Annotated in this window: 22 protein-coding genes; 16 read left to right on the top strand and 6 right to left on the bottom strand. The window is 75.1% G+C overall.

The features are described from left to right. Nucleotides 1-40: 40 nt before the first annotated feature. Nucleotides 41-595 (top strand): hypothetical protein, encoded by a 555-nt coding sequence (locus MODMU_RS25570; RefSeq protein WP_014743325.1) that lies wholly within the window; start codon nt 41-43, stop codon nt 593-595. Nucleotides 596-598: 3 nt separating this feature from the next. Here MODMU_RS25570 and mftR read toward each other — a convergent pair whose 3' ends face one another. Beyond that, nucleotides 599-1,237, bottom strand: coding sequence for a mycofactocin system transcriptional regulator MftR (gene mftR / locus MODMU_RS25565; RefSeq protein ID WP_014743324.1), 639 nt, complete (start codon nt 1,235-1,237; stop codon nt 599-601). A 350-nt stretch (nt 1,238-1,587) separates the two neighbouring features. Here mftR and mftA point away from each other — a divergent pair, with 350 nt between their 5' ends. The 8 genes from mftA to MODMU_RS25535 all read left to right on the top strand — a co-directional run bounded on the left by mftA (nt 1,588) and on the right by MODMU_RS25535 (nt 7,381). Next, a complete protein-coding gene (gene mftA / locus MODMU_RS27990) occupies nt 1,588-1,707 on the top strand; it encodes a mycofactocin precursor MftA (RefSeq protein WP_014743323.1) in 120 nt (39 codons plus the stop codon). Between the two features lie 11 nt (nt 1,708-1,718). Beyond that, nucleotides 1,719-2,084, top strand: coding sequence for a mycofactocin biosynthesis chaperone MftB (gene mftB, locus MODMU_RS25560; protein WP_231851725.1), 366 nt, complete (start codon nt 1,719-1,721; stop codon nt 2,082-2,084). After that, a complete protein-coding gene (mftC, locus tag MODMU_RS25555; protein ID WP_014743321.1) occupies nt 2,081-3,307 on the top strand; it encodes a mycofactocin radical SAM maturase in 1,227 nt (408 codons plus the stop codon). Before mftB ends, mftC begins: the two co-directional genes overlap by 4 nt. A 50-nt stretch (nt 3,308-3,357) precedes the next feature. After that, a complete protein-coding gene (locus MODMU_RS28840; protein WP_166503609.1) occupies nt 3,358-3,501 on the top strand; it encodes a hypothetical protein in 144 nt (47 codons plus the stop codon). Between the two features lie 167 nt (nt 3,502-3,668). Further along, a complete protein-coding gene (locus tag MODMU_RS25550; RefSeq protein WP_014743320.1) occupies nt 3,669-4,490 on the top strand; it encodes a mycofactocin-coupled SDR family oxidoreductase in 822 nt (273 codons plus the stop codon). After that, complete coding sequence (locus MODMU_RS25545) at nt 4,487-5,323, top strand: mycofactocin-coupled SDR family oxidoreductase (RefSeq protein ID WP_014743319.1); 837 nt, start codon at nt 4,487-4,489, stop codon at nt 5,321-5,323. The genes MODMU_RS25550 and MODMU_RS25545 overlap by 4 nt, the downstream gene beginning before the upstream one ends. A gap of 147 nt (nt 5,324-5,470) precedes the next feature. Further along, nucleotides 5,471-6,388, top strand: coding sequence for an AAA family ATPase (locus tag MODMU_RS25540; protein ID WP_014743318.1), 918 nt, complete (start codon nt 5,471-5,473; stop codon nt 6,386-6,388). Nucleotides 6,389-6,448: 60 nt separating this feature from the next. After that, nucleotides 6,449-7,381, top strand: a complete 933-nt coding sequence (locus MODMU_RS25535) for a vWA domain-containing protein (protein ID WP_014743317.1) — start codon at nt 6,449-6,451, stop codon at nt 7,379-7,381. Nucleotides 7,382-7,427: 46 nt separating this feature from the next. On the opposite strand, the gene mftD is transcribed toward MODMU_RS25535, so the two are convergent. Both mftD and MODMU_RS25525 read right to left on the bottom strand, forming a co-directional pair. Then, on the bottom strand, nt 7,428-8,729 hold the full coding sequence (mftD, locus tag MODMU_RS25530) for a pre-mycofactocin synthase MftD (protein ID WP_014743316.1): 1,302 nt from the start codon (nt 8,727-8,729) through the stop codon (nt 7,428-7,430). Nucleotides 8,730-8,769: 40 nt separating this feature from the next. Further along, entirely contained in the window at nt 8,770-9,252 is a 483-nt protein-coding gene (locus MODMU_RS25525) for a pyridoxamine 5'-phosphate oxidase family protein (protein ID WP_041797693.1), read from the bottom strand. A gap of 60 nt (nt 9,253-9,312) precedes the next feature. Between MODMU_RS25525 and mftE the strand changes: the two genes are divergently transcribed. Next, complete coding sequence (gene mftE / locus MODMU_RS25520) at nt 9,313-10,005, top strand: mycofactocin biosynthesis peptidyl-dipeptidase MftE (protein WP_014743314.1); 693 nt, start codon at nt 9,313-9,315, stop codon at nt 10,003-10,005. A 21-nt stretch (nt 10,006-10,026) separates the two neighbouring features. Here mftE and MODMU_RS25515 read toward each other — a convergent pair whose 3' ends face one another. Both MODMU_RS25515 and MODMU_RS25510 read right to left on the bottom strand, forming a co-directional pair. Beyond that, a complete protein-coding gene (locus MODMU_RS25515) occupies nt 10,027-11,025 on the bottom strand; it encodes an iron-siderophore ABC transporter substrate-binding protein (RefSeq protein WP_014743313.1) in 999 nt (332 codons plus the stop codon). A 26-nt stretch (nt 11,026-11,051) separates the two neighbouring features. Beyond that, entirely contained in the window at nt 11,052-12,056 is a 1,005-nt protein-coding gene (locus MODMU_RS25510) for an iron-siderophore ABC transporter substrate-binding protein (protein WP_014743312.1), read from the bottom strand. A 175-nt stretch (nt 12,057-12,231) separates the two neighbouring features. On the opposite strand from MODMU_RS25510, the gene MODMU_RS25505 reads away from it, so the two are divergent. From MODMU_RS25505 to mftF, 5 genes are all read left to right on the top strand, one after another. After that, a complete protein-coding gene (locus MODMU_RS25505) occupies nt 12,232-13,653 on the top strand; it encodes an FAD-dependent oxidoreductase (protein WP_014743310.1) in 1,422 nt (473 codons plus the stop codon). 129 nt (nt 13,654-13,782) lie between these two features. Continuing rightward, entirely contained in the window at nt 13,783-14,040 is a 258-nt protein-coding gene (locus tag MODMU_RS25500) for a type B 50S ribosomal protein L31 (RefSeq protein WP_014743309.1), read from the top strand. 124 nt (nt 14,041-14,164) lie between these two features. Beyond that, nucleotides 14,165-15,667, top strand: a complete 1,503-nt coding sequence (locus tag MODMU_RS25495) for a purine-cytosine permease family protein (protein ID WP_231851724.1) — start codon at nt 14,165-14,167, stop codon at nt 15,665-15,667. After that, nucleotides 15,664-16,200, top strand: a complete 537-nt coding sequence (locus tag MODMU_RS25490; protein WP_014743307.1) for a cysteine hydrolase family protein — start codon at nt 15,664-15,666, stop codon at nt 16,198-16,200. The genes MODMU_RS25495 and MODMU_RS25490 overlap by 4 nt, the downstream gene beginning before the upstream one ends. Continuing rightward, nucleotides 16,197-17,660 carry a mycofactocin biosynthesis glycosyltransferase MftF gene (gene mftF, locus MODMU_RS25485; RefSeq protein WP_014743306.1) on the top strand — a complete coding sequence of 488 codons (1,464 nt, stop codon included), beginning with the start codon at nt 16,197-16,199 and terminating at the stop codon, nt 17,658-17,660. The genes MODMU_RS25490 and mftF overlap by 4 nt, the downstream gene beginning before the upstream one ends. On the opposite strand, the gene MODMU_RS25480 is transcribed toward mftF, so the two are convergent. After that, on the bottom strand, nt 17,642-18,247 hold the full coding sequence (locus MODMU_RS25480; protein WP_014743305.1) for a dihydrofolate reductase family protein: 606 nt from the start codon (nt 18,245-18,247) through the stop codon (nt 17,642-17,644). The two genes, mftF and MODMU_RS25480, sit on opposite strands and share 19 nt — an antisense overlap. Before the next feature lie 133 nt (nt 18,248-18,380). Here MODMU_RS25480 and MODMU_RS25475 point away from each other — a divergent pair, with 133 nt between their 5' ends. Continuing rightward, entirely contained in the window at nt 18,381-19,685 is a 1,305-nt protein-coding gene (locus MODMU_RS25475; RefSeq protein WP_014743304.1) for a multidrug effflux MFS transporter, read from the top strand.

Here is a 19,685-nt window from a genome sequence, read left to right as displayed (position 1 = left end):
ATCGCCGGTTCCACACACCCCCCGACACGAGGAGCCCGCAATGGCCACCAACACCCTGTCCCGCTCCCTGCACGACGTCGGCCTCGCCGCCTGGTTCGGCGGCACGCTCGCCAACGCCGTCGCGCTCAACGCGGCGGCCGGCGAGGCCGGCAGCGCCAAGTCCACCGGCGCCGTCGCCAACGCCGGCTGGAACCGGTGGACCCCGGTCAACGCCGCCGCCATCGGCGCGCACCTGGTCGGCAGCATCGGCCAGCTCGGCGCCAACAAGGACCGGGTCGCCCAGCAGAAGGGCGTCGGCGGCATGTCGGCCGCCAAGACCCTGCTCACCGCCGCCGCGCTCGGCGTGACGGCCTACAGCCGGGTCCTGGGCAACGTCGTGAAGCAGGGCGGCGCGACGCCCTCGAGGCGGGGCACCAAGCCCTCGCGGCGGGCCCGCGCCGACATCGCCGCCGCGCAGAACAAGCTCGACCAGCTGCAGTGGGTCATCCCGGCCCTCACCGGGACCCTCGTGGTCATCAGCTCCTACGCCGGTGAGCAGCAGCGCCCCTCCGAGGTGCTGCGCGGCATCTCGGAGAAGAGCAGCACGACCGTCTGACCCTCAGCCCGGGGGCGCGGCCGGGAGACCGGTCGCGCCCCCGGGCTGCCCCCGCAGCGACGGGAACCCGGCGGCCAGCTCGTCGAAGGCCTGGTGCAGCACCGTGCCCAGCGAGCTCTGCCCGTCGGCCAGCCAGACCTCGAAGGCCGTCGTCGCCGCCGCGCGGGTGCTGGTGGCCACCAGCCGCGGGACGAGCGCGTCCGGGGTGACCCCGGTGCGGCGGGCGACGTGCGCGGCGACGACCCGGTCGACGGCGGCGTACCGGACCTGGGAGTGCGCCTGCAGCGCCGGCTCGGTGAGGATCAGCCGCATCCGCTGCCGCAGCATCGGCAGGTCCTCGAGCGCGTAGTCGTTCACCTCGACGTACGCCGCGCAGATCGAGGCCAGCACCGACTGGTCGTTGGCCGTGGCGGCGAGCATCCCCTCCAGCCGGACGACGTGGGCGTCGAAGTCTCCCCACACGGCGTCGGCCTTGGCGCTCACGTAGCGGAAGAACGTCCGGCGGCTGATGCCGGCGGCCTCGGCGATCTCGTCGATGGTCACCTGCTCGAAGCCCTGGTCGGTGAAGAGGTCGAGGGCGGCCTGCTCGATCCGGGCGCGGGTCTCCTCGCGCGCGTCGGGGGCGACCACTGTCTGGGTCATGACCCCAGTCTGCCCTGCGCCCGGCCGCCGGAGCCGCGGTCGGACGACGACACGGGGCGCGGGGCGGGCGGGCTCAGCGGACCGGCGCCACCAGCCCCGGTGCGCCGGCCTGGCCGGGGAGCACGTCGGCGACGGTGAGCAGGGCGAAGAAGACGACGAGCACGGCGACGGTGAGCACGGGGACCTCCGGGTCTGGTGGGTGCCCGACCGAGCATCGGCTGCCGGTCTGGGAGCGGCCGGGGTGCTCGCTGTGCAGGTCCTGGACGTCCGGAACTCCCTCTTGCCGGTGGCACTCGGTGTCACTAGCGTCGGCCTCGTCCGTTCGTGAACCAGATCACTCCGGAGGCACCGTGCCCGAGACGACGCAGGACGAGACCCGCACCGAGACCCCGGCCGCCACCGAGGAGGTGCTCGTCGAGGACTCGCTGGTCGAGGAGGTCTCCATCGACGGCATGTGCGGCGTCTACTGAGCGACGCTCCGTTGACCGACCCCGCTCCCGCTCCCGCGGCCGGGCAGCCGGCCGCGGGAGCGGTGACCGTCCCGGCCGACATCCCCGCTGACGAGGTGCCCTTCGACCCGTCGCTGCCCTGGCGGAAGTCCCCGTCGGTGGCGCTGCGCCCGGAGCCGTTCGGCGCGCTCGTCTACCACTTCGGCAACCGGAAGCTGTCGTTCCTGAAGTCCAAGCCGCTGGTCGCGGTCGTGACGGCCCTCGAGGCCCACCCCGACGTGCCGAGCACCCTGGTCGCCTGCGCGGTGCCCGAGGCGCAGCACCCGGCGTACGTCACCGCACTGGCCACGCTCGCCCGCTCGCAGATGATCCAACGCCGCACCGAGGAGTCAGCGTGACCGCCGTCCTGCCCTCCCGCCCCACCGAGCGCCCCACCGGCGGGAAGCTCATCGACCAGTTCGAGTACGGCCTGGACGCACCCATCTGCCTGACCTGGGAGCTCACCTACGCCTGCAACCTCGCCTGCGTGCACTGCCTGTCCTCCTCCGGACGGCGGGACCCGCGCGAGCTGAGCACCGCCGAGGCCGAGGCGGTCATCGACGAGCTGCAGCGGATGCAGGTCTTCTACGTCAACGTCGGTGGCGGTGAGCCGACCGTCCGGCCGGACTTCTGGCACCTGCTGGACTACGCGATCGGCCACGACGTCGGGGTCAAGTTCTCCACCAACGGGATCAAGCTGGACCGGGCCCGCGCCCAGCAGCTGGCCCGCACCGACTACGTCGACGTGCAGATCTCCCTGGACGGCGCCACCGCCGAGGTGAACGACGCCGTCCGCGGCACCGGGTCGTTCGCCACCGCCACCCGCGCATTGGAGAACCTGGCCGAGGCCGGGATGAAGGACTTCAAGGTCTCCGTCGTCGTCACCCGGGAGAACGCCGGGCAGCTCGACGAGTTCAAGGCGCTCACCGACCGCTACGGCGCCCAGCTGCGGATCACCCGGTTCCGCCCGTCCGGCCGCGGCGCCGACGTCTGGGACCGGCTGCACCCGACCCAGGCGCAGCAGCGCGACCTCTACCAGTGGCTGCTGGCCAACGGCGACCAGGTGCTCACCGGCGACTCGTTCTTCCACCTGTCCGCCCTCGGCGAGGCCCTGCCCGGGCTGAACCTGTGCGGCGCCGGCCGGGTGGTGTGCCTGATCGACCCGGTCGGCGACGTCTACGCCTGCCCGTTCGCCATCCACGAGCAGTTCCTCGCCGGCAACGTGCGCTCGCCCGGCGGCTTCCAGCAGGTGTGGCAGCACAGCGAGCTGTTCGCCGACCTGCGCAACCCGCAGACCGGTGGCGCCTGCACGAAGTGCCAGCACTTCGACTCCTGCCGCGGTGGCTGCATGGCGGCCAAGTTCTTCACCGGCCTGCCGCTGGACGGACCGGACCCGGAGTGCGTGCAGGGCTACGGGGAGACCGCCCTGGCCGCCCGCGACCTGGAGCTGGTCACCCCGAAGAGCCACATCGACCACTCGCACAAGGGCCCGGTCCGCGGCCAGCCGACGCTGCTGGGCATGCCGGCCATCCCGGCCAAGATCTGCGACGAGTCGCCGCTGGCCGGCCTGCAGCTGAGCTGAGCCCACCGACCCGCCGACCCACCGACCGACCGGACCAGGGAGGGGAGCACGTGACCGTCGTCGACTGCATCGTGCTCCCCGCCCTGGTCTCCCTCCAGCTGTCCCGCCCCTGGTACCTGCGCGGCCCGGCGGCCTGGCACCCGCCAGCCGGGCGGCCGGCGGCCGCCGCCCCGGAAGGGGCCCCGACGGTCTGACCCCGGGTGGTCCGGCCGCGTCCAGGCACGTCCGCAGCGGGACCGCAGGAACAGCACGCGCGCTCCCGGTCCGCTGACCCGTCCCCATCAGCCCTGCCCGGCGCCAGGGCTGCTGGGGCGCACCACCCCTGTGCGCCATCACGTGATGTCCCAGCGAGGAGAAGGTCATGGGCAAGCTCGAGGGCAAGGTCGCCTTCATCACCGGTGCGGCCCGCGGTCAGGGCCGCAGCCACGCCGTCCGGTTGGCGCAGGAGGGCGCCGACATCATCGCGCTGGACCTGTGTGCGCAGCTGGAGACGGTCGCCTACCCGATGGCGACACCGGAGGACCTGGCGGAGACGGCGCGGCAGGTCGAGGCGCTCGACCGGCGGATCGTGACCAGCCAGGCCGACGTCCGGGACGCCGCCGCGATGCAGGCCGCGCTCGACGCGGGCGTCGCCGAGCTCGGTCGGGTGGACATCGTGCTGGCCAACGCCGGCATCGCCCAGCAGGGCGGCCCGGAGCCGGACACCTACAAGACCTGGGACGAGGTCATCGGGGTCAACCTCACCGGCGTCTACAACACCGTGCACGTCGCCGCGCCGCGCATGATCGAGCAGGGGGACGGCGGCGCGATCGTGCTGACCAGCTCGACCCAGGGCCTGACCGGCCGTGGTGGTGACGGCAGCGGGGCCACCTCGGGGTACGCGGCGGCCAAGCACGGCGTCGTCGGGCTGATGCGCAGCTTCGCCCACTGGCTGGCGCCGCACAACATCCGGGTCAACACCGTCCATCCCACGGGGGTCTCGACGCCGATGGTCCTGAACGAGGTGATCGGGACGTGGATCGAGGCCAACCCGGACGCCGCGTCGATGCTGGCGAACCTGATGCCGGTCGAGATCATCGAGGCGGTCGACATCTCCAACGCGATCGCCTTCCTGGTCAGCGACGAGGGCCGGTACGTCACCGGCGTGACACTGCCGGTCGACGCCGGCTTCACCGTCCGATGACCGGGCGGGTCGAGGGCAAGGTCGCCCTCATCACCGGTGCCGCCCGGAGCCAGGGCCGCAGCCACGCGCTGCGGCTGGCGCAGGAGGGCGCCGACATCATCGCCGTCGACATCGCCGGACCGGTCGAGTCGATCGAGATGTACCCGCCGGCCACCGAGGACGACCTGGCCGAGACGGTGCGCCAGGTCGAGGCGCTGGACCGGCGGATCGTCGCCACCAAGGCCGACGTCCGGGACACCGCCGCGCTCCAGGCCGCCGTCGACGAGGGGGTCGCCCAGCTCGGCCGGCTGGACATCGTGCTGGGCAACGCCGGGGTCTTCGAGATCCAGCCGGCGCTGGAGGTCACCGACGACGCCTGGCGGGAGATGATCGACATCAACCTCACCGGCGTCTGGAACACCTGCAAGGTCGCGCTGCCGCACCTGATCGAGGGCGGCCGGGGTGGGGCGATCGTGCTCACCAGCTCCACGGCGGGGCTCAAGGGGACGCCGAACACCATCCACTACACGGCGGCCAAGCACGGCGTCGTGGGGATCATGCGCACCCTGGCCAACGAGTTCGCCGGGCACTCGATCCGGGTCAACTCCGTGCACCCGACCGGGGTCGACACGGTGATGATCCAGAACCAGAAGACCTGGGGGCTGTTCGCGCCCGACGACCCGGCACCCAGCCGGGAGAAGGCCGAGCCGATCTTCCAGTCGACCAACGCGCTGCCGGTGCCGTGGGTGGAGCCGGTCGACATCTCCAACGCGATCCTGTTCCTCGTCTCCGACGAGGCGCGCTACATCACCGGCGTGACGCTCCCCGTCGACGCCGGGTACACCGTCAAGTAGCCGACCCCCGGGCTCTCGGTACCGGGAGCACGGTGCACTCGGTACCGAGAGCCCGAGGAGGGCGTCCTGAACGAGCACATCTCGCACTCCACCGGCGACGACCCGCTGGTCACCGGCAGCCGGGTCACCGGCGACGACGGCGACTCGGTGCGCGCCGTCCGCGCCCGGGTCGCCCGCCACCTGGTGGGCCGCGCCCGGGAGCTGGACCTGCTGCTGGCCGCGGTCGCCGCCGGCCGCGACGTCCTGCTCGAGGGGCCGCCGGGCACCTCCAAGTCCACGCTGCTGCGCTCGATCACCGCGGAGTGGGGCATCCCGCTGGTCTTCGTCGAGGGCAACGCCGACCTCACGCCCACCCGGCTGGTCGGGCACCACGACCCGGCGCGGGTGCTCCGCGAGGACTACTCCCCGGACAACTTCGTCCCCGGCCCGCTGGTCGAGGCGATGCGCGCGGGCGGGTTCCTCTACGTCGAGGAGTTCAACCGGGCGCCCGAGGACACCCTGAACACGCTGCTCACCGCCATGGCCGAGCGCCGGATCGCGGTGCCCCGGGTCGGTGTCGTCGAGGCGCTGCCCAGCTTCCGGGTGATCGCCTCGATGAACCCCTACGACAACGTCGGGACGACGCGGCTGTCGACCTCGGTGCACGACCGGCTGTGCCGGCTGGCGATCGGCTACCAGGACGCCGAGGCCGAGCGCGGCATCGTCGGCCGGCGCACCGGCGTGGAGTCGCCGCGGCTGGTCGCCGACGCCGTCGCGCTGACCCGGGCGACCCGCGAGCGCGACGACGTCCGGCAGGGCAGCAGCGTCCGCGGCGCCATCGACACCGCGCTGGTCGCCGCCCAGCTGGCCGCGATGCGGGGGGTGCCGCTGCCCGACGAGCCGTCGGTCGCCCCGCCGCGCGGGCTGCCGGAGGAGTACACCGACGTGGTGCTGGACGCCGTCCTGCTGGCGCTGTCCGGGCGGATCTTCCTCGACGAGACGCTCGAGTCCAGCCCGGAGGCGGTGCTCCGGGAGATCTGGGAGGACCACTTCCTGCTCCAGCCGGCCGCGGCCGAGCCCGGTTGAAGAGCCGTCGAGGCCGACTCCCCGCTCACCCGGCGCGACCGCACCGGGGCGCCCCGGGGGATGCGCCCGCTCCGGCGCCGGCCCAAGCAGCTCACCGAGCAGCCCTCGCTCTACGAGCCGGCGCGGGGCGGGGGCGGCCTGGCGCTGTCCTCGGGTGACCGCCGGCGGGACCGGACCGGTCCGTCCCGGCCCGGGGGCACGGCGTCGGGGACGACGGACGAGCCGGCCGACCTGATCCCGCTGGCCGACCTGCAGACCGAGAGCTCGGTCGACCAGCTCACCCGTGCCCGCGCCCGGCAGATCGCCCGCCGGCTCGCGGTCCCCCGGCCGCCACGGGACCGGCGGTCGCGGCGCGGGGTCGGCGAGCTGGCCACCCTGCCGTGGGCCGGCGGATCGGACGAGCTGGACCTGGAACGCACGCTCGAGGCGCTGGCCGGCAACCCCTACCCGGAGGAGACCGAGATCCTCGTCCGGGAACGGGTCCGCCAGCGGCGCTCCGTCGTCCTGGTGGTCGACGTGTCCGGGTCGATGAAGGGGGAGCGGGTCCGGACGGCGGCGGCCACGGTGGGCGCGCTGGCCGGCGAGCTCGCCCGGGACTCCCTCGCCGTCGTCGCCTTCTGGTCCGACGCCGCGGTGCTGGTGCGGCGCGGGGAGCAGATCGCCCCGCTGGCCGTGCTCGACCTGCTGCTGCGGGTGCCGACGCAGGGGCTGACCAACGTGACCTTCGCGCTGGAGACGGCCGCCCGGCAGCTGGCCGGAGTGCCGGCCCGGGACGCGCGGGTGCTGCTGCTCAGCGACTGCGTGCACAACGCCGGGCCCGACCCGCGGCTCACCGCGGCCCGGCTGCCCCGGCTGGACGTGCTGCTGGACACCTCGGGCGAGGACGACGTCGAGCTGGGCCGCGACCTGGCCCGCGCCGGTCGGGGCCGGCTGCGGCTGGTCCGCGACCACCGCGACGTCGCCGCCGCCCTCACCGCCGTCTTCGCGGAGTAGCCCTCTTCCGGCAAGAGCGCGCTCTCGGCGGAAGAGGGCTGCTCGGTCAGGCGCTGGAGGCGGGGTTGCCGAGGGGGGCGTCGGCGCCGGCGGTGCCCAGGTGGCGCTCGAAGCCCGGCGGGATGACCAGGTCGCCGGGGCCGAACTGGTCGATGGAGGTGTGGCCGAGGCCGATCAGCGCCGAGCCCAGGCCGTCGCGCAGCAGGTCGAGCACGTTCTCCACCCCGGCCTGGCCGTTGGCGGCGAGGCCCCACAGGTAGGCGCGGCCGATCATGACCGCCTTGGCGCCCAGCGCCAGGGCCTTCGCGACGTCGCTGCCGCGGCGGATGCCGCCGTCCAGCAGCACCTCGACCTGGTCGCCGACGGCCGCGGCCACCGCCGGCAGGGCCCGGATCGAGGCCGGGGTCCCGTCGAGGTTGTTGCCGCCGTGGTTGGACACCGAGATCGCGGTGACCCCGGCGTCGACGGCGCGGTGCGCGTCGTCGACCCGCATGACGCCCTTGAGCATGAACGGCCGGTCGGCGCCCCACAGCTCGCGCAGCCAGGCGACGTCGTCCCAGCTCGGCATCGGGGACTGCATCCACTGGCCGTAGGCCTCGAAGAAGGTGGGGGCCTTGTCGCCGGGGGTGGCGACCATGTTCGGCACGGTGAGGTCGGGCAGCTTCTTGGTCTTGGCGAAGTCCCACAGCCAGCTGGGCTTGAGGGCCACCTGGGGGGCGTACCGGCGCACCGCCTCCAGGTTGATCCGCTCCGGGATGAACGGGCTGCCCCAGTCGCGGCCGTAGGAGAACGACCAGTCCAGGGTGGCGATCAGCCCGGCGGCGCCGGCGTTGCGGGCGCGCTCGACCTTGGCGGCCATGACGTCGCGGTCGCCGACCCAGTACAGCTGGAAGAACGTCTTCGGGTTGGCCGCGATGACCTCCTCCATCGGCTTGCTCGCCATCGACGACAGGCCCATCGCGGTGCCGCGGGCGGCGGCGGCGCGGGCGACGGCCACCTCGCCGTCGGGGTGCACGGCCTGCACGCCGGTGGGGCTGATCAGCACCGGGAGCGCGATGTCCTGGCCCATGACCCGGGTCGCCATCTGCTTGTCGTTGGCCAGCCCGGCGGTGTGCGGGGCGAAGCCGAGCTCACCGAAGGCGGCGGTGTTGTCGTCGACGGTCAGCCCGCGCTCGGAGCCGGCCACCAGTGCGCCGTACACGCCCTTGGGCAGCCGCTTCTTCGCCCGGCGCTGCGCTTCTGCCACGGACTCGAACCACGGGTTGGCCACTGGGTGCTCCTGCTCCTCGACGACGTCGGCCGGCCGCCACCGGACGCTCGCGCGGCCGACGCTGGCACTGAGTGCCACGTTACCGCGTCGTGGCGTGGATCACGATCCTCGCTCGAGGTCAGAGGTCGACGGTCTCGTTCTCCCCGCCGGAGTACGGCTTCCCGGTCACCTTGGCCTTGGCGAAGCTGAGCGCGGTGGCGATCTTCCCGCCGGGGTTGTCCCAGTACTCCGCCGAGGCGGCGTCGACGCGGAGCAGCACGATGCCGGCGTCGTCCGGGCCGTCGGGGAACCAGGCCGCGACGCCGGAGTTCCACAGCTCCCGCTTCTTCGCGAGGTCGTCGACCACCACGGCGTGCCCGGTCAGCGACACCCAGCTGTCGCTCCCGGCGGTGGCCACGTTCACCTGCGGGTTCGCGGTGACGTGGGTGACCTTGCGCGAGTCGCGGGAGGCGAAGAACCACAGGTCGCCGTCGAACTCGACCTCCTGCAGGGCCATCGGCCGGCTCATCAGCGTGCCGTCGGGTGCGGTGGTGGTGAACACGGCGATCCGCTCGTCCTTCAGCAGGTCGGCCACCTTGCGGGTCTCGTCGGTCGTCGTCATGGGGTCGGTGGTGCCCCAGCGGGTGGGGGGCCACACACCGGGTCTGGCAGGGTCGCGGTCGTGAGGCTGACCCACGCCACCTGGCCCGAGGTCGCCGGCGCACCGCTGGTCGTCGTCCCGCTGGGGTCGGTGGAGCAGCACGGCCGGCACCTGCCGATGGCCACCGACACCGTCGTGGCGCAGGCCGTCGCGGAGGCCGTCGTCCCCCGGCTGGACGACGCGGTGCTGGCCCCGGCCCTCGCCTACGGCGCCAGCGGCGAGCACGAGGGCTTCCCCGGCACGATCTCGATCGGGACCGAGGCGCTGAGCGCGCTGCTGGTCGAGTACGGCCGCTCGGCCGGGCGCTGGGCCGGCCGGCTGCTGGTGGTCAACGGGCACGGCGGCAACCTCGACGCGCTGCGCACCGCGGTGCCGCTGCTGCGGGCCGAGGGCCGGGACGTCGCCTGGTTCCCGTGCGGCGTGCCCGGCGGGGACGCGCACGCCGGGCGGACCGAGACGTCCCTGCTGTTGCACGTGGAACCGGGAGCGGTGCGCGAGGCGCTGGCCGCGGCGGGGGAGACGGCGCCGATCAGCGAGCTGCTGCCCCGGCTGCGGGCCGAGGGGGTGCGGGCGGTGAGCCCGGACGGCGTCCTCGGGGACCCGACCGGCGCGTCGGCGGCGGAGGGGGCGGAGCTGCTGGCGGCCCTCGGCGACCGGATGACCGCCGCGGTGGCGGGCTGGACGGTGGACGAGACCGGGCGGCTCCGGGGCTGACCCCGGGAGCCGCCCGGCGGCTCAGCTCAGCGCGTCGGCGAACAGCGGGACGGCGTTGTCCAGGGCGTACTGGATGCCCTGCGGCGTGCCGATCGAGAAGGCGCTGGTCAGCGTCTCGTCCTCCAGCACCACCGCGTGCCCGGCCTGCACCGACGGGATCGCCTGCCACAGCGGGTTGCCGGTGATCTGCGCGGCGTCGACGAAGATCGGGAACGCCACGGTCAGGCCGGCGTCGAGCAGCGGCAGCTGCTCCTCGCTGACCGACACGAAGAAGCTGTCGGTGGCCAGCGCCTGGATCTCCGGCTTGAGCGTGAAGCCGAGCTGCTCCATGAAGTCGACCCGGGCGTCGCCCTCCACGTAGGCGCCGAAGCCCTCGGAGCTGTAGGCGGCCACCGCCACCGAGGTGCCGGCGAACTCCGGGTGCGCCGCCGCCGCGTCGGTGAAGGCCTGGTCGACCTGCTCCTGCAGCGCGGTCGCCTCGTCGGTCTTCCCCAGCGCCTCGCCGATCATCGCCAGCTGGTCGGCCGAGGAGGTCAGGTACGGGTCGGCCCCCTCCGGCTGGCTGATGGTCGGCGCGATCGCGCTGAGCTTGTCGAAGCGGTCCTGGGTGGCCGGGGACTTGGTGTCCAGGATCAGGTCCGGCTGCAGCGCCGCGATCGCCTCGTAGCTCGGCTCGAGGGTGTCGATGAGCTCCGGCGCCTCGTCGTACTCCCCGGCGGCCCACGGGCCGACGCCCTCGCCGCCGAAGGCCAGCCAGTCGCTGGCCCCGACCGGCTGCACGCCGAGCGCGAGCGCCGTCTCGGCGTCCCCCCAGCCCAGGGCGACCACGCGGGTGGGCTCCTCGTCGACGGTGACGTCGCCGAAGGCGGTGCCGACGGTCACCGGGAAGGCGCCGGAGGAGCTGCTGCCGGCGCTGCTGCCCGCGTCGGGGGTGTCCCCGCCCGAGTCGGAGCTGCAGCTGGTGACGGCGAGGGCGACGGCCAGCAGGGTGGCGCCGCGGAGGGCGAGGCGGGAGGGCATGCGGGGCTCCAGGTCAGGGGTGGGGGTCAGGCGGCGGCGGAGAGCGCGGTCAGGTAGTCGTCCAGGTCCCAGGTCATCGACAGCACCGTGGGCGGGGAGACGGCGGCGATGAGCTCGTCGCCGACGAGGGTGGCGTGGTGCCCGGCGGCGACCGCCGGGATGGTCGCGGTGTACGGCTGCGCCGCGAAGGCGTCGGCCTCGGCCTGGCTGGAGGCGTAGCTGAGCAGGATGTCGCTGTCCAGCTCTGCCGCCCGCTCGTAGCTCAGCGTGGAGTAGAAGGTCGAGTCCCCGGTCGACAGCGCGGTCACGCTCGGGGCCACGGTCAGGCCCAGGTCGGTGAGGAACTCGACCCGGGGGTCGGCGGCCGCGTAGACGTAGAGGGTCGGCGGCACGTCCCACACCGCGGCGACGCTCCGGCCCTGCAGCTCGGGGTGCTCGGCGGCCGCCTCGGCGACCGCCTGCTCGGTGTCGGCGACGAGCTGCTCGGCGTCCTCGGCCCGGCCCAGCGCCCGGCCCACCGTGGTGACGACCTCGCGCCACGGCGTCGTCCAGGCCTCGCCCGGGTAGGCGACCGTCGGGGCCAGCGCCGACAGCTTCTCGTAGTCCTCCTGCGTGATGCCGGAGTAGTTGGCCAGGACGACGTCGGGGTCGGCGGCCGCGATCGCCTCGAAGGGCACCTCCTCGGTGTCGGGGAGGACGGTCGGCGTCTCGGCGCCCAGCGCGTCGAGCTCCTCGGCGATCCACGGCAGCACGCCCTCGGCGTCCCCGCCGTAGGCCTGGAACGGGATGGCGACCGGGACGACGCCCAGCGCGAGGGCGGCGTCGGTGCTGCCGAAGCCCCAGGTCACCACCCGCTGCGGCTCCTCGGCGATCGTCGTCTCCCCGAACGCGTGCTCCAGCGTGACCGGGAAGGCCGCCGAGGAGCTGCTCGGCGCGGCTGCGGTGGCCTCCTCCGCCCCGGAGCTGCAGCCGGTCAGGACGAGTGCGGCCGCGAGCAGGGCGGTGCCGGCCAGGGTGGTGCGGTGGTGCACGGAGGACTCCTCGGGTCGGTCAGGTGAGGCTCACCTAACCAGCCGGGGATCACGAACGGGTCACCGGGCGTCGTCCGGCCGGCGTGCGTGGCGCTGGTGCGACCCGATCGTTGGTTGTAGCTTCCACCGACCAGGCACGGGGCCACCCGGTCGAGACGGGGAACGGACGACGTCGATGCAGGTCGTGATCGCAGGGGGCGGCGTGGCCGGGCTGACCGCAGCCCTGGCCCTGGCCCGCCAGGGGCACCGGGTGCAGGTCGTCGACCGGGACGACTCACCCCGGCCGGCGGACGTGGCCGGCGCGGCCGCGTGGCCGCGGCGCGGGGTGGCGCAGTTCCAGCAGCCGCACGCCTTCCTGGCCCGGCTGTTCCACGAGCTGGAGCGCGGGCTCCCCGACGTGCTGGACAGCCTGCGGGCGATCGGCGTGCCGCAGGTCGAGCTGGTCGACGGCCTGCGGGCGATGTGGTGCCGGCGCAGCACGCTGGAGTGGGTGCTGCGCGGCACGGCCGAGGCCGAGCCGGGCGTGGCGATGGTCTACGCCGCGGTCCGCGAGGTGCGGGTCGACGGCGGTGCGGTCACCGGGGTGGAGCTGGCCGACGGGCGGGTGCTGCCCGCCGACCTGGTGGTCGACGCCACCGGGCGCCGCGGACGGGTGTCCCGCCCCTGGCTGCAGGAGGTCGTCGACTCCCCGGCCGACGAGGTCTACACCTCGCGCCGCTACCGCCTCCGGCCCGGCGCCTCCTTCGGGCCGGTGAACCGCGGGGTCATCTCCGTGGCCGAGGGCGACGGCTACACGCTGCTGGTGTTCCCGCACGACGCGGACGTGTTCACCGTCTGCTTCACCCGGCTGCCCGACGACCCCGGGCTGACCGGGCTGCGCGAGACCGCGGCGTTCGAGGCGGCCACCCGGCTGGTCCCGCTGGCCGCCACCTGGACCGACGCCGACCGGGCCGAACCGGTCTCGGACGTGGTGGTCATGGGCGGGCTGCGCAACACCTTCCGGGAGCTGGCCGGGTCGGCCCCGCTCGGGTTGCAGCCGCTCGCCGACGCCGTGTGCACGACCAACCCGCACTTCGGCCGGGGCACCTCGCTCGCCGTCTCCCACGCGCTCCGCCTCGCCGGCGCGGTCGCCGCCGCGCCGGCCGACGCCCGCTCCTGGCGCGCGGAGCTGGACGCCTGGAGCCGGGGGGAGCTGCGGGCCTGGTTCGACGACGCGCGGCGCACCGACGAGGCGCGCGCCGCGATGTGGCGCGCGGTGCGCGACGGCGGGGGCCCGGCGGTCGGCAGGCCGCCCGCCGGTCCGGAGGTCCCGCACCTGCTGGTGCTGGCGGCCGCCGGTGCCGACCGCACGGTCGGCCGGGCGGTGCTGCGGCACATGCACCTGGTGGACCCGCCCGAGGCACTGGCGGAGGTGCGCCCCCGGGTGGCCGACCTGCTGGCCGCGGGGTGGCTGCCGGGACGGCCGGTGCCCGGGGCGGCGGCGAGCGCCCCGCCCGGGACGCCGAGCGGTGCCCCGGGCGCGCCGGCCGCACCACCGCGCCGCGAGCTCGTCGAGGCGCTGCGGCCCGAGCTGGGGTCGGTGGCCAGCACCGCGTAGCGGGAGGCCGTGACGGCGGCGACGAGCCGCGGGCCGGGAACAACCGCGGCGTCGGTTTGTTGTCCGTACCGACGCGATCAGCCCGCCCCAACGGGGGCGGACGTCCCGCGCAGACCGAGAGGACCAGCCATGCGCAACGGCATCCACCCCGAGTACCGCACCGTCGTCTTCCAGGACACCTCGACGGGTGCGACGTTCCGGACCCGTTCGACGGTGCAGACGAGCCGGACGATCGAGCTCGACGGCGAGACCCTGCCGGTGGTCCCGGTCGAGATCAGCGCGTCGTCCCACCCGTTCTGGACCGGCAACCAGCGCGTGCTGGACACCGCCGGCCGGGTCGAGAAGTTCAACCAGCGCTACGGCGCGCGGAACCGCACCCGCAGCTGACCCCGCGGCACTCCCCGACGACGCCGCCGGCAGGTCCTCCCCGGACCGGCCGGCGGCGTCGTCGTGCGTCCGGGGCCGACCGCGCGGTTAGGGTCTCGGCCCGGGAGCGGGGACGGACCCGCCGGTGAGGACGGAGCACGCGATGGCGCACCAGGTGACCGGGGAGCCGGCTGCCTCCACGGCACGCGTGGCGGTGGAGACCAACGGCATCAACGTGATCTCCGAGTCCGAGCGCAAGGGCACGCCCCGCCAGCTGTTCTGGCCCTGGTTCGGCGCGAACGTCAGCGTGCTCGGCCTGGCCTACGGCGCCTTCACGCTCGGCTTCGGCATCTCCTTCTGGCAGGCGGTCGTGGCCGGCGTCGTCGGCATCGTGGTCAGCTTCCTGCTCTGCGGGTTCATCGCCATCGCCGGCAAGCGCGGCTCGGCCCCCACCCTGGTGCTCAGCCGGGCGGCCTTCGGCGTCACCGGCGGCAAGGTCCCCGCCGTCCTGGCCTGGGTGCTCACGGTCGGCTGGGAGACCGTGCTCACCTCGTTGGCCACGCTGGCCACCGCGACCGTCTTCACCGAGCTGGGCTGGGGCGGCGGCACGGCCACCCAGGTCGTCGCGCTGCTGGTGGTCGCCGGGCTGGTCGTCGTCGGCGGGGTGCTCGGCTTCGACCTGATCATGCGCATGCAGGCGGTCATCACCGTGGTCACCGGCGTGCTGACCGTCGTCTACCTGGTCCTGGTGGCCGACGAGATCGACTGGGGCACCGTCAGCGGGCTGCCGTCGGGCTCCACCCAGGCGTTCATCGGTGCGCTCGTCTTCGTGATGACCGGCTACGGCTTCGGCTGGGTGAACGCCGCCGCGGACTACTCCCGCTACCTGCCGCGCTCGGCCTCGACCCGCGGCGTCGTCGGCTGGACGACGTTCGGCTCGGCGCTGGCGCCGGTCGTGCTGCTGGTGGTCGGTCTGCTGCTGGCGGGCTCCTCGGCCGACCTGGCCACCGCCATCGGCGCGGACCCGATCGGTGCGCTGGCCACCCTGCTGCCCACCTGGTTCCTCGTCCCGTTCGCGCTGGTCGCCGTCCTGGGCCTGGTCGGCGGGGCGCTGCTGGACATCTACTCCTCCGGCCTGGCGCTGCTGGCGGCGGGCGTGCGGATCCCCCGGCCGGTCGCCGCCTCGATCGACGGCGTGCTGATGGTGCTCGGCGCCATCTGGGTCGTCTTCCTCGCCGAGGGCGACTTCTTCGTGCAGTTCCAGGGCTTCCTGATCACCCTCGGCGTCCCGGTCGCCGCCTGGTGCGGGATCGTGCTGGCCGACCTGCTGCTGCGCCACCGCGACTACGCCGAGGCCGACCTCTACGACCCCCGCGGCCGGTACGGCGCCGTCCCGCCGGTGCCGCTGGCGCTGCTCGTGCTCGGCACGGTGCTCGGCTGGGGCCTGGTCACCAACGGCTACGCCAGCTGGCTGACCTGGCAGGGCTACCTGCTCGAGCCCCTCGGCCTGGGCGGCAAGGACGGGACCTGGGCCTTCGCCAACCTGGGCGTGCTGGTCGCCCTCGTCGTCGGGTTCGCCGGCACGCTGCTGCTCCGCCGCGGCGCGGTGCGCCGGCAGGAGGCGCTGGCACCGCAGGAGGCGAGGTGACCGACGGCGTGCTCGTCGTGGTCGACGTGCAGCACGTCTTCGCCGACGCCGGCTCCCCGTGGGGTGCGCCCCGGTTCGCGGAGGTGCACCCGGCCATCCGCCGGCTGACCGCCGCCTTCCCCGGCCGCGTGGTGCACACCCGGTTCGTCGCCCCGGCCGAGCCCACCGGCGCGTGGGTGCCCTACTACGAGCAGTTCCCCTTCGCGCTGCAGCCCCCCGACGCAGCGCTGTACGCCCTGGTCGACGACCCCGGCGGCGCCCCGGTGCTGGACGCGCCCACCTTCGGCAAGTGGGGCCCCGAGCTCGCCGCGCTCGTCGGCGACGGGCCGGTGCTGCTGGCCGGCGTGTCGACCGACTGCTGCGTGCTCTCCACCGCGCTGCCGGCCGCGGACGCCGGGGTGCCGGTGCAGGTGGTCACCGACGCCTGCGCCGGGGCCAGCGACGCCGACCACGGCCGGGCGCTCGCGGCGATGGCCCTCTACGCCCCGCTGATCACCCTCACCACGACCGACGCGGTGCTCGCCGGGCGATGACGGTCCCCGCGCCGCCCCCGGACCGGCTGCCCGACGGGTTCGCCGTCCGGCTGGCACCGGGGACCCAGCGCCGGGACGGCGGGACGACGCTGCTCGGCGGGTCCCCGTTCCGGATGCTGCGGCTCGCGCCCGCCGCCCGGACCCTGCTGGACGGCGACCGGCTCGAGGTGACCGACGCCCGCACCGCGGCGCTGGCCGCGCGGCTGCTGGACACCGGCGTCGCCGACCCCGACCTGCCGCCGGCGCCGCTCCCCGCGGTGACCGTCGTCGTCCCGGTCCGGGACCGCACCGACGGGCTGGCCCGGCTGCTGGCCGCCCTCCGCGCCGACCCGGGGACGGCGGGTTGCCCCGTGGTCGTGGTCGACGACGGTTCCGCGGAACCGTCCGAGGTCGCCGCGGTGGCGGCCGGCGCCCGGCTGCTCCGCCACGAGGAGGCCCGCGGCCCGGCCGCCGCCCGCAACGCCGGCCTGCGTGCCGCCGGCACCCCGCTGGTCGCCTTCGTCGACTCCGACTGCGTGCCGGAGCCCGGCTGGCTGGAGCAGCTGGCCCGGCACCTGGCCGACCCCCGGCTGGCCCTGGTCGCCCCCCGGATCACCGCCCTCGGCGGTGCGAGGGCCTCCGCGTGGGTGGCGCGGTACGAGGGGGTGAGCAGTGCGCTGGACATGGGGACGGCGGCGGCGCGGGTCGCGCCGCTGACGGTGGTCTCCTACGTGCCCAGCGCCGCGCTGCTGGCCCGGCGGGCGGCGCTGGGCGCCGGGTTCGACGAGACGATGCGGGTCGCCGAGGACGTCGACCTGGTCTGGCGGCTGGCCGGGGCCGGCTGGCGGGTGCGCTACGAGCCGGCGGCCCGGGTGGCGCACGACCACCGGGTGGCGCCGGCCGACTGGCTGCGCCGCCGCGCGTTCTACGGCACCGGGGCGGCGCTGCTGGCCCAGCGGCACGGCGCGGCGGTCGCCCCGGTGGTGATCTCGCCGTGGTCGGCCGCGGCCTGGGCCCTGGCGCTCACCGGGTCGCCGCTGGGCGTGCTGGCCGCCGCCGGGGTGCTCGGCCGGGCGTCGGAGCAGCTGGCCCGCCGGCTCGCCGCGCCCGGCGACCCGCTGCCGCTGCGGCTGGCGGCCGGGCTGGTGCTGCGCGGGACGGCAGCGTCCGGCCGGACCCTGGCCCGCGCGGTCACCCGGCACCACTGGCCGCTCGCGGTCGCGGCCGCGCTGGTCAGCCGCCGCGCCCGGTGGCTGGTCGCCGGGGTCGCGGTGGCCGACGCCGTCGACGGCTGGTGGCCGCACCGGCACGAGGTCGACCTGCCCACCGCCGCCGCGGGACGCCGCCTCGAGGACCTCGCCTACGGCGCCGGGCTCTGGCTCGGCGCGCTGCGCGCAAAGGACGTCCGGGCGCTGCTGCCCGCCGCGCCGCCCCCGGTCGGTCCGCCCCCGGCGAGGACGGGTCAGGGCCCGACGCGGTAGCGGACGTGGGTCACCCGCGGCGAGGACGTGACCTCCAGCTGGGTGAGCCCGGGGTCGGCGACGCCGTCGAACAGGCGCTCGCCGCCGCCCAGCAGGACCGGTGCGACGTCGAGCACCAGCTCGTCGACCACCCCCGCCGCCAGGGCCTGGCGCACCGTGGACGCGCCGCCGGCCACGGTCACCTCGGCGTCGCCGGCCGCGGCGCGGGCCTGCGCGAACGCGGCGTCGAAGCCCTCGGTCACGAACACGAACGTCGTCCCGCCGGCCATCTCCACCGGGTCGCGCGCGTGGTGGGTGAGCACGAACACCGGTGCGTGGTACGGCGGCTCGTCGCCCCACCAGCCGCGCCAGTCCTCGTCCCACCCGCCGCGGACCGGGCCGAACATGTTGCGGCCCATCACAAACGCGCCGCGGGGCCGCAGCAGGTCCGCGCGGGCGGCTGCGTCGGCCTCCGGCAGCGGCTCGGCGGCGAACATCCACTCGTGCAGCCGTTCCCCGCCCCGGCCGAGCGGGTCCTCCCGGGTCTGGTGCGGGCCGGCCAGGAAGCCGTCGAGGGAGAGGGTCACGTGGCAGGTCGTGCGGCTCATGCCCGTCCAGACCGCCGCGGCACGCGCTGTTCATCGGTCGCGCGGAATGTGCCGGAGCTGTGCGGTGCTGTCGCCGGAGTACCCGCGTTCCGGCCAACGGAGGCCCCGCGACACCGCACCACCAGGGGGACCCATGACCGCCACGCAGGACCGCACCACCGCACACCGGAGCACCGGCCCGTCGCCGACCGGGGTCGCGCTGCCCGACCCGCGCCCCGCGAAGCCGAGGACCGCGCGCACCGCGCTGACCCTGGGCGCCTTCGTCGCGCTCGGCCCGCTCACCATCGACATGTACCTGCCGGCCCTGCCGACCATCACCGACGAGCTGGGGACCACCTCCTCGGCGGTGCAGCTCACGCTCACCGGCACCCTGGTCGGTCTCGCGCTCGGCCAGCTGGTGCTCGGCCCGCTGTCGGACGCCCTCGGCCGCCGCCGCCCGCTGCTGGTCGGGACGGCGGTGCACGTGCTGGCGTCGCTGCTGGTGCTGCTCGCGCCGAACGTCGCCGTGCTCGGCGCGCTCCGGGTGCTGCAGGGCGTCGGGGCGGCGGCCGGGGCGGTCATCGCCATCGCCGTCGTCCGCGACCTGTTCGACGGCCGCGCCGCCGCGACCATGCTCTCCCGGCTCTTCCTGGTGCTCGGCGTCGCGCCGGTGCTCGCCCCGACCATCGGCGGCGAGCTGCTCCGGTTCACCTCCTGGCGCGGTGTCTTCGCGCTGCTGGCCCTCTACGGCGTCCTGCTGGTCGTGATGGGCTTCTTCGCCGTCCGCGAGACGCTGCCGCCCGAGCGCCGCAGCAGCAGCGGTGTCGCCGGCACGCTGCGCAGCTACGGCTCGCTGTTCCGCGACCGCGCCTACGTCGGCCTCGTCCTCGTCGCCGGGCTGACCATGGCCGGGCTGTTCGCCTACGTCTCCGGGTCCTCGTTCGTCTACCAGGACGAGTTCGGCCTCGACGAGCAGCAGTTCGGGCTGCTCTTCGGCGCCGGCGCGGTCTGGCTGATCGCCGCGACCCAGCTCAACCCGGTGCTGCTGCGCTGGTTCTCCCCGGCCCAGGTGCTGGTCGCCGGCACCGTCGCGGGCGCCGTCGCCGGGGTCGTGCTGCTGGTGCTGGCCGCCACCGCGACCGGCGGGCTGTTCGCCGTCGTCCTCCCGCTGTGGGCGGTGCTGTTCTCCTGCGGCCTGGCGCTGCCCAACGCCCCGGCGCTGGCGCTGTCCCGGCACGGCGACGCCGCCGGCACCGCCGCCGCGCTGCTGGGCGCCGTCCAGTTCGGCGTCGGTGCCGCGGTCTCGCCGCTGGTCGGCCTGCTCGGCAACGACGCCGTCGCGATGGGCACGGTCGTCGTCGCCTCGCTGGTGCTGGCGATCGTGGTGCTGGTGGTCGTCGTCCGCCCCTGGCAGCTGGCGGACCCCGACCCGGAGGCCGCGCCGGTCGCCGTCCACTGA

It is taken from the genome of Modestobacter italicus (assembly GCF_000306785.1).
In the GTDB taxonomy this organism is placed as follows: domain Bacteria; phylum Actinomycetota; class Actinomycetes; order Mycobacteriales; family Geodermatophilaceae; genus Modestobacter; species Modestobacter italicus.
Note: the sequence above shows the minus strand (reverse complement) of the source record. Positions and strands in the feature narration are given on the sequence as shown.